Origin of the sequence: Bacillus sp. UNC437CL72CviS29 (genome assembly GCF_000482345.1) — a bacterium.
Lineage (GTDB): Bacteria > Bacillota > Bacilli > Bacillales > Bacillaceae_G > Bacillus_A > Bacillus_A arachidis.
In genome coordinates, this window is sequence record NZ_AXVB01000009.1 from 134,775 (window position 1) to 157,211 (window position 22,437).

The 22,437-nt window shown below is 34.3% G+C and carries 17 protein-coding genes; 3 read left to right on the forward strand and 14 right to left on the reverse strand.

The genetic code is table 11. The annotated features are described in order from the left end of the window. Nucleotides 1–76: 76 nt before the first annotated feature. Entirely contained in the window at nucleotides 77–1,423 is a 1,347-nt protein-coding gene (gene brnQ, locus M014_RS0110020) for a branched-chain amino acid transport system II carrier protein (protein WP_026591603.1), read from the forward strand. Between the two features lie 34 nt (nucleotides 1,424–1,457). On the opposite strand, the gene M014_RS0110025 is transcribed toward brnQ, so the two are convergent. From M014_RS0110025 to M014_RS0110040, 4 genes are all read right to left on the reverse strand, one after another. Beyond that, entirely contained in the window at nucleotides 1,458–1,601 is a 144-nt protein-coding gene (locus tag M014_RS0110025; RefSeq protein ID WP_026591604.1) for a hypothetical protein, read from the reverse strand. A 56-nt stretch (nucleotides 1,602–1,657) separates the two neighbouring features. Continuing rightward, nucleotides 1,658–5,020, reverse strand: coding sequence for a tubulin-like doman-containing protein (locus M014_RS0110030; RefSeq protein ID WP_026591605.1), 3,363 nt, complete (start codon nucleotides 5,018–5,020; stop codon nucleotides 1,658–1,660). Nucleotides 5,021–5,150: 130 nt separating this feature from the next. After that, complete coding sequence (locus M014_RS0110035; RefSeq protein ID WP_026591606.1) at nucleotides 5,151–7,250, reverse strand: vWA domain-containing protein; 2,100 nt, start codon at nucleotides 7,248–7,250, stop codon at nucleotides 5,151–5,153. Between the two features lie 339 nt (nucleotides 7,251–7,589). After that, on the reverse strand, nucleotides 7,590–7,925 hold the full coding sequence (locus M014_RS0110040; RefSeq protein ID WP_026591607.1) for a hypothetical protein: 336 nt from the start codon (nucleotides 7,923–7,925) through the stop codon (nucleotides 7,590–7,592). A 140-nt stretch (nucleotides 7,926–8,065) separates the two neighbouring features. Between M014_RS0110040 and M014_RS0110045 the strand changes: the two genes are divergently transcribed. Beyond that, nucleotides 8,066–8,407 (forward strand): hypothetical protein, encoded by a 342-nt coding sequence (locus M014_RS0110045; RefSeq protein ID WP_026591608.1) that lies wholly within the window; start codon nucleotides 8,066–8,068, stop codon nucleotides 8,405–8,407. 51 nt (nucleotides 8,408–8,458) lie between these two features. Here the strand turns inward: M014_RS0110045 and M014_RS0110050 are convergent, their stop codons facing one another. The 9 genes from M014_RS0110050 to M014_RS0110090 all read right to left on the reverse strand — a co-directional run bounded on the left by M014_RS0110050 (nucleotide 8,459) and on the right by M014_RS0110090 (nucleotide 20,186). Then, complete coding sequence (locus tag M014_RS0110050; protein ID WP_026591609.1) at nucleotides 8,459–9,178, reverse strand: class I SAM-dependent methyltransferase; 720 nt, start codon at nucleotides 9,176–9,178, stop codon at nucleotides 8,459–8,461. A gap of 116 nt (nucleotides 9,179–9,294) precedes the next feature. After that, nucleotides 9,295–10,992, reverse strand: a complete 1,698-nt coding sequence (locus M014_RS0110055; protein ID WP_197030398.1) for a peptide ABC transporter substrate-binding protein — start codon at nucleotides 10,990–10,992, stop codon at nucleotides 9,295–9,297. Nucleotides 10,993–11,532: 540 nt separating this feature from the next. Continuing rightward, a complete protein-coding gene (locus M014_RS0110060) occupies nucleotides 11,533–13,245 on the reverse strand; it encodes a peptide ABC transporter substrate-binding protein (protein WP_026591611.1) in 1,713 nt (570 codons plus the stop codon). A 340-nt stretch (nucleotides 13,246–13,585) separates the two neighbouring features. Beyond that, complete coding sequence (locus M014_RS0110065) at nucleotides 13,586–15,292, reverse strand: peptide ABC transporter substrate-binding protein (RefSeq protein WP_026591612.1); 1,707 nt, start codon at nucleotides 15,290–15,292, stop codon at nucleotides 13,586–13,588. 392 nt (nucleotides 15,293–15,684) lie between these two features. Next, a complete protein-coding gene (locus M014_RS0110070; RefSeq protein ID WP_026591613.1) occupies nucleotides 15,685–16,734 on the reverse strand; it encodes an LCP family protein in 1,050 nt (349 codons plus the stop codon). Nucleotides 16,735–16,795: 61 nt separating this feature from the next. Beyond that, complete coding sequence (locus tag M014_RS0110075) at nucleotides 16,796–17,794, reverse strand: hypothetical protein (protein WP_026591614.1); 999 nt, start codon at nucleotides 17,792–17,794, stop codon at nucleotides 16,796–16,798. A 14-nt stretch (nucleotides 17,795–17,808) separates the two neighbouring features. After that, a complete protein-coding gene (locus M014_RS0110080) occupies nucleotides 17,809–18,342 on the reverse strand; it encodes a sigma-70 family RNA polymerase sigma factor (RefSeq protein WP_026591615.1) in 534 nt (177 codons plus the stop codon). A 151-nt stretch (nucleotides 18,343–18,493) separates the two neighbouring features. Next, nucleotides 18,494–19,300 carry an ABC transporter permease subunit gene (locus M014_RS0110085; protein ID WP_026591616.1) on the reverse strand — a complete coding sequence of 269 codons (807 nt, stop codon included), beginning with the start codon at nucleotides 19,298–19,300 and terminating at the stop codon, nucleotides 18,494–18,496. After that, nucleotides 19,293–20,186 (reverse strand): ABC transporter ATP-binding protein, encoded by an 894-nt coding sequence (locus tag M014_RS0110090; protein WP_026591617.1) that lies wholly within the window; start codon nucleotides 20,184–20,186, stop codon nucleotides 19,293–19,295. The genes M014_RS0110085 and M014_RS0110090 overlap by 8 nt, the downstream gene beginning before the upstream one ends. A 137-nt stretch (nucleotides 20,187–20,323) precedes the next feature. Here M014_RS0110090 and M014_RS0110095 point away from each other — a divergent pair, with 137 nt between their 5' ends. Next, nucleotides 20,324–20,950, forward strand: coding sequence for a TetR/AcrR family transcriptional regulator (locus M014_RS0110095; protein WP_081811004.1), 627 nt, complete (start codon nucleotides 20,324–20,326; stop codon nucleotides 20,948–20,950). A gap of 80 nt (nucleotides 20,951–21,030) precedes the next feature. Here M014_RS0110095 and M014_RS0110100 read toward each other — a convergent pair whose 3' ends face one another. Then, a complete protein-coding gene (locus M014_RS0110100) occupies nucleotides 21,031–22,059 on the reverse strand; it encodes an oxidoreductase (protein ID WP_026591619.1) in 1,029 nt (342 codons plus the stop codon). Between the last annotated feature and the right edge of the window lie 378 nt (nucleotides 22,060–22,437).

Sequence of the window (22,437 nt, forward strand, 5' to 3'; positions counted from 1 at the left end):
ATAACAATTTTAAAATTCAGAATTTTCTTTGTAACAATATGGTATTGTAAAGAATTATTTCAATGGAGGTTTTAATTTGGCAAATAAAGTACCCTTTTCTCGTGTCCTTGTAATTGGCCTTATGTTATTTGCACTATTTTTTGGTGCTGGAAATTTAATTTTCCCAGCTATGTTAGGCCAAGCAGCTGGGCATAATGTGTGGACTGCTACTGCTGGATTTTTAATTACAGGAGTAGGTCTTCCTTTGTTAGGCGTTCTAGCATTTGGTATTTCTAATAGTGATGATTTACAAACATTAGCGAATCGTGTTCATCCTTGGTTCAGCGCTGTGTACACATTTATTCTTTATTTAGCAATTGGTCCGTTATTTGCACTCCCTAGAGCTGGAAGTGTTTCTTTTGAAATAGGTGTAAAACCATTTTTATCTAACGGAACAGAGACGTTTGCATTACTTATTTTCACAATCATTTTCTTTAGTATTACATGTTGGTTCTCATTTAATCCAACGAAAATTGTAGATGTTGTGGGGAAGCTTTTAACCCCTATCAAGCTTACATTCATCGGGATTTTAGTAGTTGCGGCGTTTGTCCAACCAATCGGCCCTATTCAGGCACCTGCAAAAGAATTTGTGAACAATTCTTTTTTTAAAGGTTTCCAAGAAGGCTACTTAACAATGGATACACTTGCATCTTTTGTATTCGGCATTATTATTATCAATGCTATAAAAGAGAAAGGTACTTATGATAAAAAAGAAATAGTGAGCGTTTGTGCAAAGGCTGCTGGTATTGCAGCAATTGTATTAACAATTGTTTATACTTCACTTTCTTATATGGGGGCCGCCAGTGTATCTAAACTAGGGCACCTAACAAATGGAGGAGAAGTATTAGCTAAAGTAGCGAATTATTATTTTAGTTCTTTAGGCAATTTATTGTTAGGCTTAATGATTACTGTTGCATGTTTAACAACAAGCGTCGGACTTGTAACATCATGCTCTTCATACTTTCATAAAGTATTCCCGAAAATATCTTATAAAACATTTGCTGTTATACTTTCTGTTTTTAGCGCATTGATTGCAAATCTTGGTTTGACAGAATTAATCGCGGTTTCTGTACCGGTACTTACAGCGATATATCCACTTGCAATTATGCTAATTGTTTTAACATTTTTGCACCCCATATTTAAAGGTAGAACTGAGGTATATCAATGGAGCTTACTCCTAACTTTTGTCGTTAGTTTGTTTGATGGACTAAATGCAGCAAATATCCCTATTCAAGCAATCAATGTTACTTTTTCTAAATTTCTTCCTTTATACGATGCAGGTTTAGGTTGGATCTGTCCTGCATTTGTTGGAGGATGTATTGGTTACTTCATTTATGTATTCCGAATGAAATTCATTACGAATACTCCGAAAACAAATCATTAAAAAACCATGCAGATAAAAATCTGCATGGTTTTTCCTAATCTTCCATTTCTATTTCCGTATTGTTCTTTTCCACATGCTCATTACGTAATTCTTCTTCCTGCATTTCCATAGAAATCATCGCATGGTAGATCTCCGGATATAATCCAAATATTTGATATACGCTTCCTAAAAACGGCACTTGAACCCCTCTTTTCAAAAATGATATGTCTATACTAAGGGTTCCCTACCTACATCCTACACATTCGTTTTTGTATCTTGTTCCTCATCTTGAACATGCAGTACATGTTGCCATTTTTTATAAGGCGCACTATTTGGATCAACATAGCCTTTCGCATACGAACGGTCCCATAGTTGTTTTACAAACATCTCTGCTTCTTTCTTTGCCACCATTTCAGCACCAGTTCCATAATAATCTTGGAAATAAACTAAAATTTCATCAAGAAATAACCGTAACAATTCATCTGATGTTTCCTCGAGCGTCGGGTCATACTTTGCCTCTCGATCATACATTAAAATAATATCTAAAATATTATGGACATGTTCTTTTCTAAGCCATCTTACATCTTGTGCACCTAACACAAAAGCATGTGTATATAAATGCCCGCCTTGGAGTGTCGCTTTCTCCTGTTCTTCTTCAAAACGCGACAAAATATTTTCATAAATAAACGGATTATGAAGCAATGCACGGTGTAATTTATAGCTCTCACTTGAAATATTTTTCCCCATTGACTGAATTAAAAAGCTACGCCCTACCCCATTATATTGATAGACAAATTGACCATCGACAGCAACAAGACTAATCCACCGGTACATATATGCATAAAGAAGAGCACGATTACATTTATCATAATCTAACTTCGTTTGCGTTGCATTCAAATCCGGCATAAAGGCTGGTAAGTGCCAATATTTATCTAAATGCGGAGTTAAATTAGATTTTTTAATATTTAACTTATTCACACGACGATAATAAGACTGAAAATAATCCCCTTTATCATTCATAAAACCATTTGCAATATGCCCAGAAGAAAGTTTAGGAAAATCCTGTAATGATAATCCATAGTGTGCTCGGTAACAAATTACTTCAAATGGTGAAAATGCTTCATTCACTGTATCCTTTTCTTGAAACATCTCTTGTAGAAGTTCTTCTTGTAATTCTTGTCTTAGCGAAGGATGTATGCCCCAATATTGTAACTCTCTATGATGAGATACTTTCGGGATAAATGGACTTGCTAGATGGAAAAGGTCTTCAATTTTTTCTCTCACATATTCATTGCGATCACGTTTTTTAAAATCCGCTTCTTTTCGCAATGCTTCAATTATATTGAGCTCTAGTTTGTCTCGATATCGCACTTGAAGTTCAGCATAGCAATACGTTAAAATATGCTCTCGATAAAAATCCTCTACCTTCTTAGATTGACTTTCTTCAGCTTGTGCATCACGGCAATATTCTGCATACAAGCTCATATAAATCTCCGCTGATATATCCTTTGGCAGTACACCTAAATTTAAATGTTGTTGCATATCTTGCCATATTTTTTCTTGCAGCCTTTCATCTGCTAACACATATACATTTGTCGGGTTTGTTTTTCCTTCAAATTCTTTGCTACGTTTTTGAATTTCAAACAGTAAATTTTCACGTGTCTCTTGTAAATTATCAAAGAATCTTTCCCAATGTTGAATCATTTTGTTTACCGCTTGATATAATGATTGATAAACGAGTTCGAGTAACATTTCTTTACGATACTCATTCAATTTATGCACATATTGCGTGACTATATCTTCAAATTCTTTTCGTAACATACGCTGTTGATTATAGAACATTTTCCCAAACCAACCTTGTTGCTGAGCCAGCTCAACACGTCGCACTGCTGTAACTGTACCGTCAATATTACTTACATTAAATTTCTTATCGTAGTTTTGAATTAAATTACGCTTCTGCTCATTATTCTCATGCAATCGATTCATTTTCTCTATTAACTGCTTCCGAATTTCATATAACATGAAACGAGCAGCCACCGGATGAACAGCTTCTGTTTTCTTTAAAAACCACGTGTTTAGTTGATATGACTGTCCTTCTGAACCACTTGGAGCATATCGATCCGATTCTATCATGTCATACAAAAGCGTCGTCACATGTTCATGTACACGGCTTGGTATTGCATAAGCATACAACCGAACAGCATGATCAACCCTCGCCACTTCCCCCTTCATCTGTTCCGTAATTTTGAGTTTTGCGGCCGATATTTTACACTCGTGCTGCAATCTATTTAACTCTTCATCTTTTTGTACAGTACGTTGTACATAGCTTTCAACTGCCTCTAAAAATAACTTTGATTTTGCAATACCAACCTTCCCACCTTCTGCCCCTTCACGTGTTTCATTATACATCTGTCTATAAAAGATATGAGCTTGCTCTGGACGAGTGGCAAGATGCTCTAAATCTTCTAAATAGCTCTTCCCACGCTCTGGCTTCTCACGTTGCATGCCACGACGAACATCTTGTTCATAGCGCTGCTTTTTCTCTTGAAACAATTGATCTAAATGAAGCCAGGATTCATCTAAGCCTTGCACGGCCCATTTCAAAGCACAATATTTTAACACATGCTCATACGGATAAATGAGCTTTGCAGTTCCAGCTCCGCAGTAGCGTGCTTTTCCATTCGATTCTGCAAGCTGCTGAATTTGATTATCTTCCTGTGCAAAATGACTTGTAGACATCGGGCTAAATAACTGCAAATAAATCGTGTTTGTCATTTGTTCCATATAATCTGATAAATTGTGTAAATGATGACCATGTAAATTTTCATAATCATATAAAAAACAATAATTATACGGCAAATGGTGTTGTTTAATCGTGTGATTCGTCCGGCCATCTTCATCTACTTGATCCGGACGATACTCTAATTCAATCGTTACACCACCTCTTTTTGATAATTCACCTGTTGAGCCCAGGGTAATCGCATGAAGTTCTTTTAAAGAGGCATAACCATTTGCTTGCACAGTTTCAAACTCTTTCGCACTAATCGTACGCGTCTTGACAAGTACATCCGGCATTAAAAACGCGCCACGTATTAAGATGTTATGGTGCTGCAGTTTTTTCCTAAGCATTTCACGCAAATATAATGCAATTTGTAAAAACATACCTGAGCCCGTGCCGCCAGCTAACGATGTGACAATAATCACGCGAACACCATACTCAGTTTGATCACTGGTGACAGGAAATATTTTTTCAATTTCTTGCCAAAAAGCAGTTAATTTATCTTCTTTCATCGCTGCCCGTAAAGCTAGACGTGAAATGACACGAAGTTGGCCAGCTCCTTCTGTTAACGGCTTATCTAAAATAGTAGGATCCATCGGAAACCATTCCGGAATCGTTGGATCCCCCGCAATATATTCTCGCGGTGTTTTACTAGAACTAGTTTGTGTCTTAAACTTACGAATGTGCTCAAATTTACTTAATGTATTCACATCTGTATCAAACACATGCATCGCTACCTTTTTACGTCGTTCTTCTGGTAACTTTTCATATACTTGATGAGTAACAGTACTACCGATTCCACCTAAGCCAATTAAAATTGTTGGAACTTGTAATGTCATGTGAACCACCTTCCTATTAGTATGTATTCAAAAAGAAGGATAAAGAGAGCCGAGCAGTTCGAAGCTCAACAGCCGGGAGGCTACGAAGCTTAGCTGTACTACTTGAGTACTGGGCTTTTCGAACTTTCTATTATTCACATTCGTATCGATAAATTTCTTTCCCATACCCTCGATCAATCAGTAAAATCTCATTCGGATATAATGTCTTATGCTCATTCCCGGCCTCTTCCTCTGTGATAAACATACCGTCAATAATCATACCAATCACTTGCGATTCCTTTGCGACAAATACAGACTTCGATCCTTTTTTTGCTATAAAAGTTACCGATTGCACAGTCTTTCGCTCTGCTCGAAATGGAATACCAAAATAATGTTTCCACCACTTGTTTCTTAGTAATTCTGGTTCAGATTGATACAGCCAATCTTTCGCTACTTCTTGATCCCATTCGTAGTACAACATTGCTTTCCGATGAAACCTCGGCCGGACAATCCACCCTAAAATAAGAATCGCAACAAGCAAAAATAGTAATGCAACTGGGATTACGAATTGAAAGATTAGCGAATAACGTTCCCAAAATGGTGCATTTTGAATATGAAACGAAATCGTTTTCTTTACTTCTTGTAACTTTGAATCGTTTATAGTGATGGTAGCTTCTATGGTGCCGGTAGCTGTAAAATTGAATGTATCGGAGTAGTAAGGACGAGGATAAATATAAATTTGATTGCCATGTTTCCGCAGTTCGTAGTTGATCGATTGATGAGATGTGACACCTGTAGATTGTAATAGTTTCTTTACTTCCACTTCTGTCATCGGTTCACCATTCAGTAAGGGCTGCAAGACAAATGGTTTACTCTTTTCTAAATTTGTCACCTTTTCTTCATAGTTTTTCGTAATGACCTGTAAAGATAGTTTTGGTTTAGGTACCGATTCAATTCGGAATTCTCTTGTTTGCCTGTAAAATCCTTTTATATTCATATGAATTTTCCCACGTACTGCCTGTTTTCCAACTTGTGTTTCATAATAGAATCGTTTTCCCTTACTATCCCATTTCATTGGATACATCTTTCCATCTAGTTCTACTTCTGCTTGAAAATAAGAAGATTGAATTGGTAAATCCGTCGGCTTCGCTTCGATTACTGCTTTTGTTCCCTCATACATTTCCTCAACGTTTTTTTTCGCTTTATCCTCTTTATCGTAAGTAGAAACGGTATAATCAAGTGCTGGTTCAACAAGTACTTTCAGCCCTTCTTTCACAATATCTCTATCAATTTCTAGCGTATATGTCCCTGGTTTCATCACTTCGCCATTCGTAGCACTAATATGGGTAATACCACCATATAATTTTGATTCTCCTGGTGCATGAATCGAAAAGAACGATTGTACTGCTAATGGTTTAGAAAGTTGTTCTATTTGATATTGTGATACATTAGAAGATTGTTGCACCAGTGTCATTCTTTTTAATGGAAACGGTGTCGTAATCTCTAATTTATTTCCATATATATTCGTTTTCACAACAGATTCAGCAGAAGAAAATGGATCTCGATTCGCAACCAAGGCCGCAGCTTGGTTTACACTCTCAATGACCCCATCTTCCCCACTTGTTGGCATGATGATGCCATTTATTTCTTTCTTCCAAATTTCTTTGAACGTATTCATCTGTTGTTGCTCTTGCTGACCTAAATTTTCTTCCATTGTTATTAAAACTGGATGCAATGATATTTTTTTTGATTCCATTTCTTTTTTAAATCGTCCTAGTTTCTGTGTGATTTGTTCTTTACCATCAGTCTTTTCCTTTTCGAGTTCATTAAATGCTCCGTCAGTTAATACAATAAGCCAAAATTCACGTTTTCCATTTATGTCTGCTTCCTTTTTAATAGATTGCATTGCTGTTTCTACAGCACGAAACGGCGTATTTAAATAGTTCTTCCACACTCCAATTTCATTAATTTCTGTTTGTCTTTTTTCATTGGTCAGCGTTACATTTAACGCTTCAGTAGGACGACTCATTGGAACATATGAAAATTTATCTTTTTCATCTAATAATGCAACTAAACTTTGCAAAGCATAATTGGCATATTTCCAGCGATCGTTATTTCTCATGCTGCCAGAATCATCATATACAAGTGAAACGACCCTTTCTTTTGCCTCCTCTCCTTTTGCAAAAGTAAAAAAAGGATTCAAACATAATAATAGAAAAAAGATGAATGTGGCACAGATTCGAATCTTCATGATGAGGCTTCGCCACCTTTGTAGACAAATTCCTATGTTTAAATTTATGAAGAGAAACAAGATATATGACTTGTATTTTTAGACAAACAGGCTCTCATAATTTAATTATGTAAACAATATTGCTAAAATAAAAAATCTCATTCTGTTGAGCATTACCTTATAAATTCTGATTAATTGTGCATCTTATAGGATTTATTTTTCACATAAACAAGCCTGCATGGAACAAAAATGAGAACTACAAGCTCTTACTACATTTTATATGGAAAATCACTGTAAAAAAGTTTGATTCCCTTACACCCTATCATATACATAAAAAACACGCCTATAAAAGCGTGTTTTTTACTGTTTTACATATACTTCAACAATAGGATTATCTTTACGATCCGCATGCAAACGAATCTTCTCTTCACTTGTACGATAAATACTTGCTAATAACATGATAGTTAACAAATTAGGAGTTTTTCCATCACTCCCAAGTTTTCGTTCAAGTGTTTCTCTATATTCAAAATCTAAATCTCCTTGTATATATGTATACACTTCAAATCCATCTTTCAAATCACAAACGATTCTGTCAATAACATCTGCTCCTATTTGCTTTTCCATTTCACTGCGAAGGGCATTCGTAAATTCATTCCAAGGCACTTCATACGTTTGAAATTGATCTTTAGGTTCCATAGGTCCCACTCCTTTTTCACATACACTCTTCCCATATCTTTTCCCTTTCTTATAACAATTATGAAACTTAGGTCAATCATACAAGCCGCCCTTGTCCCAATAACATATTGTATTACTGTAATACGGAAGGAGGAAAGAACATGCATAGACAAAAATGTTATAATACTTGCCGACGTTATTTAGGTAAAGTTGTACGAATTGAAGATCGTGATGGTTATATTCATCTTGGTAAAATTGTTGATGTAACAGATGATTCTGTTTGGATTACGCCAATTCATCGTCCATCTTTTGATACAGGTTTTGGATATTATGATGCATATGCAAATGGTGGTTGTGATTGTTGCGGTGGCATAGGTCAATGTGACCATTGTGGATTTGGTTTTGATAGATGTTGCGATAGGGGTTTTTGTGGCGGTGGTGCCGTTCAATTAGCTTTCGGGTTTATTTTTGGTATTACTTTAGCTGCATTATTTTTCATCTAATGTACAAAGGGAGCTGACTGCATTTTTAGTCAACTCCTTTAATATACTGTTTTATTTCTCACAAATAAATATCCGGTGCCCTAATATATGTTGGTACATATGCAATACTCGCTCGTGTTGTACCCATGCATCATATAATTCGGTCGGAATAAATTGTGACATGTTCCATTCTGGCTCTTCCATTTGTCCTGCGATCGTCTCCGCAATCGTAGCTCCACCTACAATTGTTACCCTTTTGAATTTTTCCATTTGAAATAAGTCAATCCATTCTGTTTCTGTTTGTAATTCCTTTATTCCATATAACTGTATTATTTTATCCTCCTCTTCTTTTGTTATATGCTTTTCAATTATCATTTCAATAACAATAAGTTTCCCGTTCTTTCGCAAGACACGATAACATTCAGGAATTACCTGCTCTTTGTTCGTGAAAGCAAGTACAGATTCTCCCAGTACAAGATCAAATTGCTCGTCGAAAAGCGGTAATTTCTCAGCACTTCCTTGAATTAGCTCAATTTGTAACTGTTCTTGTAACCATCTATTTTTTGCTTTTTGAACCATAATCTCATTATTTTCAACTGCTGTGACGTTATAACCATATTGTTTTTTCATATAAGCTGCTGTCCGTCCTGTTCCGCAACCTATTTCAAGTACATTTGCTTCACGGTGTAATGGCAACTGTGCCAATAACTGTTTCGTTAACGTAAAACCACCAGGGTGTGCACTCCCAATTCCATAATAGGCTAAAAAATCAATGTATATATTCCGTTTCATAGGATTCTCCTTCATTTTTTCTATATTACCTATATTCATACAAATAAAAAACGGTGCAAAATAAAAAAGCATTTCTAAGGTGGATTTAGTTCTCCTTAGAAATGCTTTTATCCTCATTACTTACTATTTTCTTCTGTTACATAAGCCCACTTGAAACTGTATTCTGGACTAATGTTATGTTTTACAACACCTTTTACGTTTGGTCTCATTACATACGATCTAGCACTTTGGAATAATGGTACAAGTGCTACATCCTCTTCAAGCAACAGTTTTTCTGCCTTCCCTAACTCTCCCCAACGTTTCTTCGCATCTGCCATTAGCTCTGTCTTACCTTGTTTGATGATTTCATCATATTTTGGATTCGAGTAGCTCATTTGGTTTTGAGAATTTGTTGATTCGAACATATCTAGGAATGTCATTGGATCCGCGTAATCTGGGCTCCATCCAGCATATGAGAAATCGTAATCTTGATCAGATTCTAATTTTAACTTTTGTTTGAACGGTTGCATTTTAATATTTACTGTTACACCTTTTAAATTTTTCTCGATTTGGTCTTTTACATATTCTCCAACTTTTTTCGCATTACTTGTATCATAGTTTAAGAACTCTAGTGTCACTTGATCTTTACCAAGTTCTTTTTTCGCTTCTTCCCATGCTGCCGCCGCTTTTTTCGTATCATTCTTTAAGCCGTTTTTAAACTCCTCTTGGAAGTCTTTCCCATCAGGACTTTTTGCTAATCCGTTCGCTACTAAGTAATCTGCAGGTTTAGAACCATCATTTAAAATTACATTTGCCAAATCCTTTTTATTAATTGACAATGCAATGGCTTCACGCAATTTTTTGCTCTTTAATGGTGTATCTTGACCACCGCGCTTTTGATTTAAACGTAAGAAGAATGTGCCTGGTTCAGAATATACACCAAACTCTTCTTTGTTATTTCTATATTTATCAACAAACTCTCCACTTAATAAAGTAAAGTCAATCTCACCACTATCATATAGATTTACACGAGTTGCCATATCTTTAACAACACTGTAGTTAACTTCATCTAACTTCACAGTCTTTTTATCCCAATAACTATCATTTTTCTTCAGTTTCCATCCTTGCTCATGTTTCCAATCAGTTAGAACAAACGGTCCATTATAAACTGTAGTATCGGATTCTAAACCGTATTTATCTCCTTTTTCTTTTACGAACTTTTCATTTAGTGGATAATACGATACAAATGCCGTTAAGTTCAAGAAATATGGAGTTGCTCTTTCTAGCTCAACTTCAAGTGTATAATCATCTACTGCTTTTGCACCTAGTGTAGATACTTCTGCTTTTCCTTGATTAATCGCTTCTGCATTTTTAATGTAATATGCAATAAACGCATACTCTGCAGCTGTCTTTGGATCTACTAACCTTTGCCATGCATACACGAAGTCTTTCGCTGTTACTGGATCACCGTTTGACCATTTTGCATCTTTACGAAGTTTGAATGTATATTTTTTGCCATCCTCACTTTTTGTGCTGGATTCAGCTGCAGCTGGGATTGGCTTATTATCTTTATCAAGGCGATATAATCCTTCCATTGTATTCCCTAAGATTTGAGAACCAAGTGTATCCGTATTTTTAGAAGTATCCATCGTTGGAATTTCGTTTGTTTCTGTACGATTTAATACTTGCTTTGCTGCATATTTAATATCAGATTTCTTATCTTCGCCACTACTAGAGGACGTATTAGTTTTCTTATCCCCACCTGATCCCGAGCATGCTGTTAATGCCATACTCATTGCTAAAACTGGTGCTACAACCGCTGTGAATTTTTTCATCTTTTTCTTTTTCACTTTTTGTACCCTCCCTAAATTATATGTACGATGCCACTCTTGAGAGATTTCCTGATGTCTATTTTGTTATCAGAAAATTCTTATTAATTAATATTCTACTATTTTTTCTAAGTTTGTAAAGTTATTTTTAAAAATTCAGAAAATATTTTTTCTATAATAATGATTCCCTTTTTAATAGTACAATTACAAGATTCTCCCCATCTACTATATGAACCCTGGGATCATCTTATTCGTCTCTCTTTTTTCGAATTCTATATTTAACCTTCTTTCCCCTTATATAACCGATATAAATTTAATACTTCCCTTCAACTCTTAATCAATTTGAGATTATATTTATCTTAAAAATTTATAAATAGTACTTTTATTGCATAGTTTATACATCGTGATTTTTTTTAGTAATAAAACAATTAATAAAGTACAACTTTAATCAGTGTGGATTTTCTTCATCTCCCACTGATTATCCCCATGAAAAAGCACCTCCAAAAATAGTTTATCTACCTTTGGAAATGCTTTTCTAATTCAACATTATTTTTTGTCTTCCTCAGTTACATAAGCCCACTTAAAGCTATATTCTGGACTGATATTATGTTTTACAATTCCTTTTACGTTTGGTTTCATTGCATACGCACTGCCTCTTTGATATAACGGCACCATCGCTACATCTTCTTCAAGCAATAGTTTTTCTGCTTTTCCTAACTCCTCCCAACGTTTCTTCGCATCAGACATTAATTCATTCCCTGCCTTTTTAACCATTTCATCATATTTTGGGTTTGAATAGCTCATTTGGTTATAAGGGCTCTTCGTTTCAAACATATCGATAAATGTCATCGGATCCGCATAGTCTGGGCTCCAACCTGCGTAAGAGATTTCATAGTCTTGCGCTGATTCTAGTTTTAACTTTTGTTTAAACGGCTGGATTTTCGTATTAATTGTTACACCTTTTAAGTTTTTCTCAATTTGGTCTTTTACATAATCAGCAACTTTTTTCGCTGTTCCATCATCATAACTTAACAATTCTATTGCCACTTGGTCTTTCCCCAGCTCTTTTTTCGCTTCTTCCCATGCTGCGGCTGCTTTTTTCGTGTCTTGCTTTAAACCATTTTTAAATGTTTCTGTGAAATCTTTACCGTCTGGACCATTTGCTAGTCCTTTTGGTACTAATTGATCTGTTGCTTTGGAGCCGTTGTTTAAGATAACATTTGCTAAACCTTTTTTATCAATTGATAATGCAATTGCTTCACGTAACTTTTTACTTTTCAGCGGCGTATCTTGACCTCCACGTTTTTCATTTAAACGTAAGAAGAAAGTGCTTGATTCTGCATACTCACCATACTCATCTTTCTTTGGTTTATATTTATCAACAAACTCACCTGATAATAATGTAAAGTCAATTGCGTTAGTATCATATAAGTTCACTTTTGTAGCTACGTCTTTTACAACACTATAATTAATTTCTTCTAGTTTCACACTCTTTTTATCCCAATACTTATCATTTTTCTTCAATTTCCAACCTTGTTCATGCTTCCACTCAGACATTACGAATGGTCCATTATATACAACTGTATCCGCCTCTAAACCGAATTTCTCTCCTTTTTCTTTCACAAACTTTTCATTTAACGGGTAATACGATGGAAATGCTGTTAAATTTAAAAAGTATGGAACTGGTTTTTCTAATTCCACTTCAAGGGTATAATCATCAACTGCTTTAGCACCTAATGTAGATAGCTCTGCTTCTCCTTTATTAATCGCTTCTGCATTTTTAATATAGTAAGCAATAAACGCATATTCAGAAGCTGTGTTTTTATCAAGTAAGCGCTGCCATGCAAACACGAAATCTTTCGCTGTTACTGGATCACCGTTTGACCATTTTGCATCTTTACGAAGCTTAAACGTATATTTTTTACCATCTTCACTTTTCGTGCTGGATTCAGCTGCAGCTGGGATTGGTTTATTATCTTTATCAAGGCGATATAGCCCTTCCATCGTGTTCCCTAAAATTTGCGAACCAAGTGTATCTGTTGATTTTGAAGTATCCATTGTTGGAATTTCCTGATTTTCTGTACGATTTAATACTTGTTTTGCCGCATATTTAATATCCGATTTCTTCTCTTCACCACTATTAGACGTTGTACTTGTCTTCTTATCTCCACCTGATCCCGAGCATGCTGATAATGCCATACTCATTGCTAAAACTGGCGCTACAACCGCCGTTAGCTTCTTAATCTTTTTCTTTTTCATTTGTATACCCTCCCTAATTTTATGTACGATAATACCTCTCTATTTTTCTGATATATTTATATTATCAGAAAATTCTTATTAATTAATATTCTACTGTTTTTTTATGTTTTGTAAAGTTATTTTTTGAAAATCCAGAAAATACTTTCTACTATAATAACGATGTGCTTTCGTTACACTAATTTGCAAGAAATTACCATTCACTATATGAGAAAAGTATATTTCTTATTCTTTATATATATATACCTTCTAGTAACGAAAGCCTCTATAAGTAAGATTCACTACATAGAAAAAAGCACCTCTAAAAGTAGACACCCTACCTTTAGAAATGCTTTTATCTTCATTACTTACTATTTTCTTCTGTTACGTAAGCCCACTTGAAGCTATATTCTGGACTGATGTTATGTTTTACAACACCTTTTACGTTTGGTTTCATTACATATGATCTAGCATTCTGATGTAATGGTACAAGCGCTACATCTTCTTCAAGCAACAGTTTTTCTGCCTTCCCTAACTCTTCCCAACGTTTCTTCGCATCTGCCATTAACTCTGTTTTTCCTTTTTTGATGATTTCATCATATTTCGGATTTGAGTAACCCATTTGGTTTTGAGAGTTTGTTGATTCGAACATATCTAAATATGTCATTGGATCCGCATAGTCTGGGCTCCAACCAGCATATGAGAAGTCATAATCTTGTTCAGATTCTAACTTTAACTTTTGTTTGAACGGCTGCATTTTAATATTTACTGTTACACCTTTTAAGTTTTTCTCAACTTGGTCTTTTACATATTCACCAACTTTTTTCGCATTACTTGTATCATAGTTTAAGAACTCTAGTGTCACTTGATCTTTACCAAGTTCTTTTTTCGCTTCTTCCCATGCTGCCGCTGCTTTTTTCGTATCATTCTTTAAGCCGTTTTTAAACTCCTCTTGGAAGTCTTTCCCATCAGGACTTTTTGCTAACCCTTTTGGTACTAAGTAGTCAGCAGGCTTAGAACCATCATTTAAGATTACATTTGCTAAATCTTTTTTATTAATTGACAACGCAATCGCTTCACGTAATTTCTTGCTCTTTAATGGTGTATCTTGACCACCGCGTTTTTGGTTTAAACGTAAGAAGAATGTACTTGGTTCAGAATATACACCAAACTCTTCTTTGTTATTTCTATATTTATCAACAAACTCTCCACTTAATAAAGTAAAGTCAATCTCACCACTATCATATAGATTTACACGAGTTGCCATGTCTTTAACAACACTGTAGTTAATCTCATCTAACTTCACATTCTTTTTATCCCAATAACTATCATTTTTCTTCAGTTTCCATCCTTGCTCATGTTTCCAATCAGTTAGAACAAACGGTCCATTATAAACCACTGTATCAGATTCTAAGCCGAATTTCTCTCCTTTTTCCTTTACAAACTTTTCATTTAATGGGTAGTACGATGGGAATGCTGTTAAGTTTAAGAAATACGGAACTGCGTTTTCTAGTTCAACTTCAAGTGTGTAATCATCTACCGCTTTTGCACCTAGTGTAGATACTTCTGCTTTTCCTTGATTAATCGCTTCTGCATTTTTAATGTAATATGCAATAAATGCGTACTCTGCAGCTGTCTTTGGATCTAACAAACGTTGCCACGCATACACGAAGTCTTTCGCTGTTACTGGATCACCGTTTGACCATTTTGCATCTTTACGAAGTTTAAATGTATATTTTTTGCCATCTTCACTTTTCGTGCTGGATTCAGCTGCAGCTGGGATTGGCTTATTATCTTTATCAAGACGATATAATCCTTCCATTGTATTCCCTAAGATTTGTGATCCAAGAGTATCTGTACTTTTGGAAGTATCCATCGTTGGAATTTCGTTTGTTTCTGTACGATTCAGTACTTGTTTTGCTGCTAATTTAGCATCAGATTTACTATCACTTCCGCTTGAATTCGTACTTGTTTTTTTGTCTCCACCTGTAGAACATGCCGTTAATGCCATACTCATTGCTAAAACTGGTGCTACGACTGCTGTTAGTTTTTTCATCTTTTTCTTTTTCACTTTTGTACCCTCCCTAATTTCTTGTACGTTTCTAGATTAAGAAATTTCTGATAATTCTGTTTTTCTTTATATTCTTATCAAAAGATTTCTATTAACTATTATTCTACTAATTTTTTGTTTTTTGTAAAGTATTATTATTAAAAATTTTATAAAAATTATTTTATTGCACTAATATTCATAAACATGCCACTACGTTGATATAGCATTTTTTTGTATTCCTACATGCATTTGATTTTTCTTCTATTTATTCCAATTGTAAAGAAAACTCTTCTGAATTATTGTTAATAAATAATGTATAATTCTAGTAAATCCTTTCTTAACAAAATATAAAAGCAGACATTTATAATTATCTGCTTTACTAAAAAATTTTTATATTGTGTGTGCTATACTTCTTAACCCTCTTCATCTTCTTTTTTAATTTGCTGTTCACTTAATTCAAGATGGCTTTGAAGTTTATTACTAAGTTCTCTTAAACTCTTTATGTCTGGATTATAATAATATACTCGTTCACCATTCGGACCATTTGGTAAATATAGATCATCTCCGGTTAATTGTATTTTCTCAATTGAAGCATTTAAACCATATTTGTAAAACGACAGCATATCAGCCAAAGCTAAGTTTGTCTTAAAATCACCGTCTACAGTATCAATCATTTTCCCTATTTTTGTAACAGACCCTACGCTTTTTAATTTTTTTAAGATTGCTTCAATGACGAGTTGCTGACGCAGTCCTCTCATAGCATCACTATCAATATGCCGCGTTCTTGCAAGAGCGAGTGCTTGTTCACCAGTTAATGTTTGTATTCCTTTTTTCAAATGGATAGCATCAGGCTCATCTTTACTATTTTGTTCAGAAAACTCAATCGGAACATCTATTTCAATGCCACCTAAATCATCAACAATTTTTATAAACGAATTGAAATTGAATTTCACAAAATAATCAACCGGTACATGTAATAATTTTTCTACTGCTTCAACAGAAGCTTGTGGCCCTCCATCCTTTCCATTCTTTACAAAACCTCTTCCATATGCATGAGTTATTTTATCCTTTTTCTTTTCAATTGGAACATATGTATATGTATCACGTGGTATACTAATTAATTTGACTGTTTTATCATCTTTATTAAAAGTCGCTAATAATAATGCATCTGTATGAAACGAACCATTGTATTCTTTTTGACGCTCCTTATTTTCATCAATACCCATAATTAAGAGAGAAACATTATTGGTTATTGGCTTTACAACTTCCTCACGTAAGTCAGATTTCTCACCACGCGCTAGGCTGAGAGATGCTTTTTGCACCGCATTTGAAGCTTTATTGTATAGGTACGCACCGTATCCAACGCCACTAGCTAACAAGATCCCTAAAAATATGCCTATGACTCTTCTTTTTTTAGATTTTTTCTTATTCTTTTTTTCACGTGAAAGTACACTCTTCTCCACATCATTTCCCCCGATTCTTATTATTCTATACAAATTAAAAACTGACAAAATGACAAATTCCTTATTTACTCAATACATTTTTCAATTTTTCATATGAAGATACATCTTTTTGATATACGTTTTCATTTATTCTTTTATTTATTTGTATCTTTTCTGTAGTAATAGAATACTGAATCATCCCTTTATCGAAACTAAGAAAATTTAGCATGATTCCCGTATTTTTTTCAACAATCATTTCAAATTCCCCTTGTAAATCTTCTGATGTACTAACAGGCATCTCTATATTTATAACGCCCTCTATTTTGTAACAATCTAATCCAAGATACTTTATTTCTTTGAAATTCCAATCTTTATATCTAATTAACAAATCTGCAAACTCAGATTGAATACTGTATGTAGCGAATCCGACATATTCACCGTCATACCGTTTCTTCTCTCCTACTTTATTAAAGACCCTTTCGGTAGGAGTTAATTTTAGTAATTCTTTGTTTTTTGGTTCAGGCCTCCAATCCACTTCTTTATAAGTAGCATCTTTATCATTAAATTCCTGTCTTTTTCCATTGTTATATAAAATCGTCATTTTCTTTGATTGCCTATCCTCTTTAGAAGAAATTCCCCTCTTATTCTCTGTATCAATTGCATACTTGTAAGTAGTAATAAGATGAGATGAACTCGTATATTCTTCAAATTGGCCTGTTACATTTTTAAAATAATCAATTGAATCTAGCATTCTTTGATGAATCTTTTCTTTTTCAGGATAATTCACGTTAGATTTTGTTTCTTCTTCATTTTCATAATCTGAAAATGCTTTTTTCGTTACATATTCAAATACCCCACCTTTTTGCGCAAAACTTTGCACAGAAAATTCAAGCATAGAAACGAGTGATAATACCATTATTACCGCACTAACAGCCATAACTTGAACTCTATAAGATTTCTTTTGAACAGGAATATTATGTAACGTATCACTAATTTTCTGATTCAAATGCTCTGGTAACAATGTCTTTTCTTTTTCTATTCGCTTTTTCAGATTTTCATCAAACAGTTTGTCTCTATCCATCGTATTAGCACCCCCTATTCCATTTTTAATTGCTCCTGTAGTTGTTCTCTTGCTCTCGACAATCTTGATTTAACTGTACCTTTTGGGATTTCTAATAGTGTTGCAATATTTTCTTGATTCATATCCTCGTAATAATACAACACTGTTACAGCTCTTAATTCTTCATTTAAGGACTGAATTGCATTATGCAAGTCTAGATCTTCGTAATCGTCAAACGATATCATCTGATAATCACTCTCTTCCATTGCGATTACTTTTTTATATGACCGGATTATTTCATTACAATGATTAATTAAAATTCGTATTAACCATGTTTGAAAAAACTCCTCATTTTTAAGTTTTTTTATATTTTCATACGCTTTCAAAATTGTTGTTTGCATCGCATCTTCTATATCAACTTCATCATGTAGCATTGCTTTTGCAATACGATAAAGCTTAACTTTATGTGTATGTATTAAGGAAACAAATGCTTCATGATTACCTTTTTTAGCTAAAGAAACATCCGTCTCTTCTTTCACCATAGTTTTATATAACGGTAGTACTTTCACTGTTTGTCCTCCTGTTTTATTTCTCTCAATAAAACTTTACACTTATTAGACGGTTTAGTGCGATAAAAGGTTCATTTTTTTCTTAATTTTCCAGAAATAAAAAAGATAGTTAATTCCTTTATGAACTAACTATCTTTTCAACCATATTCATCTACAGCGGCAAGTCTCTCTTCTTGAACAACACAATCGCTACTGCAAAGATACAAATAGCACCGCAAGTTAACCCAATACTCACCGGCCATATGTTATATGTTCCTGCTACAATTTCTTCTGGACGGAACAGTGAGAATAATGATATATTTCTCATCCATTCTAGCTTATCACTTAATTTCCCCACCATATTTAATACATAAAATAAAATGGTTAGACTTGCTGAATAGCTAAGAGCTTTTCTTTCATCATTACATAGACAAGAAAATAAAAATGAATAGGCACTGACTACCAAAAATATAAGTCCCCCTACTAAATTCATCTTGAAAAATAATTCTTGATTTAGATTATTGTCTTTTAAGAACAACTCTGCTCCTAATACACCAGCTCCGTACGTAGCAAGTGTAATAATCAGTAATCCAAGAATAAGAACTACTGCTTGTGTTATTGCAATCTTCACTCTAGATACAGGTGTTGCTAGTAAATACGCCATCGCTCCTTTATCTACATAATGAGCTATTAAGTGCGTCGCAACTGTTACACTAAAAACCGTCAAAATGATAATAAACAACATGCCATAGTATTCACCCGCTAAGAACTCACTTACATTTTGAATCGGAGTTTCCATACCAACTATTTTCTTCACACTCTCTGGCATAGCACCTATCAGTTCATTTAACCCTTTTGCTGATACGAGTGATGGGAATATCCAAATTAACAACCATAAATAAAGAGCCGCACCAATCGAATAACTCCATATACTTTTTGAATTTTCTTTAAAGCTAGCTAAAAACAGCTGTTTATTCATGGTTTGCACCCTCTTTCGCATCATAATAATGCATAAATAAATGTTCCAAATCCATAGCTCTCGTTTGAAGTGCTTTTACATTATACTGTGCAAGTATTTGTAATACTTCCTGATAATTCCCCTGCACAATAACAGATGCTGTATTCCCCTTCACTGCTTCAAATTGCAAATTTTTCTTTTGTAAAGACCGCATTTCCTCTTGAGAGGACACTGTTACATCCATTACCTGTCTTCTCATCCCCTGTAAATCATGAATATTTTCCACTGTTACAAGACGTCCTTCTTTAATAATCGCTACTCGGTCACATGTCCGCTCGATTTCTGTGAAAATATGTGACGACATAAGGATTGTCTTTCCTTTTTGTTTTTCTTCTAGTATTAAATCAATAAAAGTTTGTTGCATAAGTGGGTCTAATCCCGATGTTGGTTCATCTAGAATTAACACCTCTGGATCATGCATAAATGCAGCAACAATGCCTACCTTTTGTTTCATCCCTTTAGACATTTTTCGAATCGGTGTTTTCACATCAAATTGTAATCTTTCAATAAGCTCATCACGTCGTTTTGTTTCTTTCAATCCTCGCATACCTTGCATTAGTTTTAAAAATTCTAATCCATTCATTCCTTCTGTAAAAGAAATTTCTCCTGGCAAATAACCAACTTCTCTTTGGATTTTCGCAGCCTCATTCCAGCAATCTAATCCAAAAATTTCTGCATGACCAGCTGTTGGTTTGATAAATCCCATTAAATTACGAATCGTCGTTGATTTTCCTGCACCATTCGGTCCTAGGTAACCGAAAACTTCACCTTCTTTTACTTGAAAAGTAATATCAAATAACCCTTTTCCATTTGAAAATTGCTTTGTGATATTTTGGACTGAAATCATTATCCCACCTCATTTTTTGAAATATTTAACTGTTTATATTTCAAAATCATTGTACTCCTCTCCAATTATATTAGCAATAACTTTTTGAAATTTTCACAATCCTATATTTCAAATTTATTGTCTTCATCTTTATTTTCTTGTATATTTTAGGTGAGGTGATTGTATTGAACGGGTTTGAAAAAGTGAAAGAAAAGAAAAAACGCGCCATTAAAGACGCGGCATTGTTATTATTTTCAGAACGTGGATTTAACGAAGTAAAAATAGAGGATATTGCAAAAAAAGCGAAAGTATCCCAAGTGACGATTTATAACCATTTTGGGAGTAAAGACGCTCTTTTTAGAGAACTTATTCAAGAATTTGCGACTACTGAATTCCAATACTATAAAGAGCTAGCATCCGAAAACAGGCCTTTCCATGAAATACTGCATAAAATGATTGTTAGAAAAATGGAAAGCGGCGGATTATTTCATCCTGACATGTTGTTGCAAGTGATCCAAAGAGATTCAGAGCTTCGCGAATTTATATATCGTTATCAAAATGAAACCGTCCTGCCTTGGTTTTTAGAGATATTAGAACATGCACAACGTAACAATGAAATTAATCCCAACCTTTCAAAAGAAATGATGTTACTATACATTCAAATGTTCAGTAAATTAGGTGATGACTATGGGCCTCAATTATTGGAAGGAGATCGCGAAAAACATATTCAAGATATTGTTACGATGTTTTTTTATGGGCTTTCTAATCCTGAAAATAATATTTAGAAAAATTAGGCATACAATTCAAAGACTCGGTTCACATCATACTATAAATAAAAAAGACACGAAATCGTGTCTTTTTTTATTTATAGTAAAATCACCTTGCCTGTTGTACTACTTTCAATTGCATATTCGATTAATCGAATCACTTGTAAACCGTCTTCAGCTGTTACAGGAGGTTGCACACCATTTACTATACTATCTCGAATTCCTTTATAATACATTTCATAGCATCCCACTTCTGTTGGAATGCGTTTTTCTTCCTCTTCTGTTTCTAAAACAGTAAAATTACTTTCACTATCTTCTCCATATCCATTGTCACCTGGCTTCATACCAGCTTTTAATTGGTCTTCTTGTGAATCCATACCATATTTTACAATCGAACCTTTATCCCCATGAACATTGAAATGAGGTCCCGCATGTTTCACATAACTACTACTGTGTAAAATGACACGCATGTTTCCATAATGAAGTGCAATATGGAAGTAATCATCCGTTTCTGCTCCAGGCCGTTGTTTTACTACATCTGCACTAATGGCATCTGGTTTTCCAAACAAATGTAATGCTTGGTCAATTAAATGCGATCCTAAATCATATAAAATCCCTGAACCTGGTAAATTCTTTTCACGCCAGCGATCACGTACATGAGGACGGAAACGATCAAAATGTGCTTCATATGTATACACATTCCCAATTTGTTTTTCCTCAATCAATTTCTTTATTGTTAAGAAATCATTATCAAAGCGGCGATTATGATACACACTAACAACTACATCATGCTCTTTCGCCAATCTAATAAGCTCTTCTCCTTCTTCAACTGAAACAACAAACGGTTTTTCTACAACGACATGTTTACCATGCACAATAGCTTCTTTTACAAATGGAAAATGCGTTGTATTTGGTGACGTAATAACAACAAGGTCAATGTCATCTCTTGTCACTAATTCATCAATATTACTAACAACCTGCACATTCGGTAACGCTTGTTTCACTATATCTTCTTTTGAAGATACAATCGCACGAATATCATATTCATCAATCGTTTGTAATAAAGGGATGTGAAATGTAGTACTAGAAAATCCAAATCCGACAATCCCTACTCCTATTTTTTTCATATATTCCTCCATATTTGAGAACGATTTCATAGTTATTATATCAAGTTTTATTTTATTTACATAACCATTTGCTCATTCTTAGATTGATACAAATGAAGGAAAACTTTATTCAGTAGGGTTTTATTCATAACCCGCTGATTATTAGCTCTTACCGATCCGGATTTTATAAGCAGTTGAGTCTCACCTAATTTCTTTGCTTTTACTGAGTTTTGAAGTGGTGATCTTACTGCCCACGCATAGCGGGAGAAAAATATAGAAGATAAGGAAAATTGTCCTCATTGCCATCAAGCTAAGAAAACTATTGTCCGCCCTAAGCACTAACTCTTTACATTTATCTCATCTTATTTACTTTATTCTTCTATAAGATTTTATAAACAC

Coding starts and splice junctions, on each gene's coding strand:
- M014_RS0110030 (WP_026591605.1), bottom strand. CDS start 5,020: ATGACATTACAAGTTCCAACAATTTTAATTGGCTTAGGTGGAATCGGT.
- M014_RS0110035 (WP_026591606.1), bottom strand. CDS start 7,250: ATGAAGATTCGAATCTGTGCCACATTCATCTTTTTTCTATTATTATGT.
- M014_RS0110040 (WP_026591607.1), bottom strand. CDS start 7,925: ATGGAACCTAAAGATCAATTTCAAACGTATGAAGTGCCTTGGAATGAA.
- M014_RS0110045 (WP_026591608.1), top strand. CDS start 8,066: ATGCATAGACAAAAATGTTATAATACTTGCCGACGTTATTTAGGTAAA.
- M014_RS0110050 (WP_026591609.1), bottom strand. CDS start 9,178: ATGAAACGGAATATATACATTGATTTTTTAGCCTATTATGGAATTGGG.
- M014_RS0110055 (WP_197030398.1), bottom strand. CDS start 10,992: ATGAAAAAATTCACAGCGGTTGTAGCACCAGTTTTAGCAATGAGTATG.
- M014_RS0110060 (WP_026591611.1), bottom strand. CDS start 13,245: ATGAAAAAGAAAAAGATTAAGAAGCTAACGGCGGTTGTAGCGCCAGTT.
- M014_RS0110075 (WP_026591614.1), bottom strand. CDS start 17,794: ATGGATAGAGACAAACTGTTTGATGAAAATCTGAAAAAGCGAATAGAA.
- M014_RS0110085 (WP_026591616.1), bottom strand. CDS start 19,300: ATGAATAAACAGCTGTTTTTAGCTAGCTTTAAAGAAAATTCAAAAAGT.
- M014_RS0110090 (WP_026591617.1), bottom strand. CDS start 20,186: ATGATTTCAGTCCAAAATATCACAAAGCAATTTTCAAATGGAAAAGGG.
- M014_RS0110100 (WP_026591619.1), bottom strand. CDS start 22,059: ATGAAAAAAATAGGAGTAGGGATTGTCGGATTTGGATTTTCTAGTACT.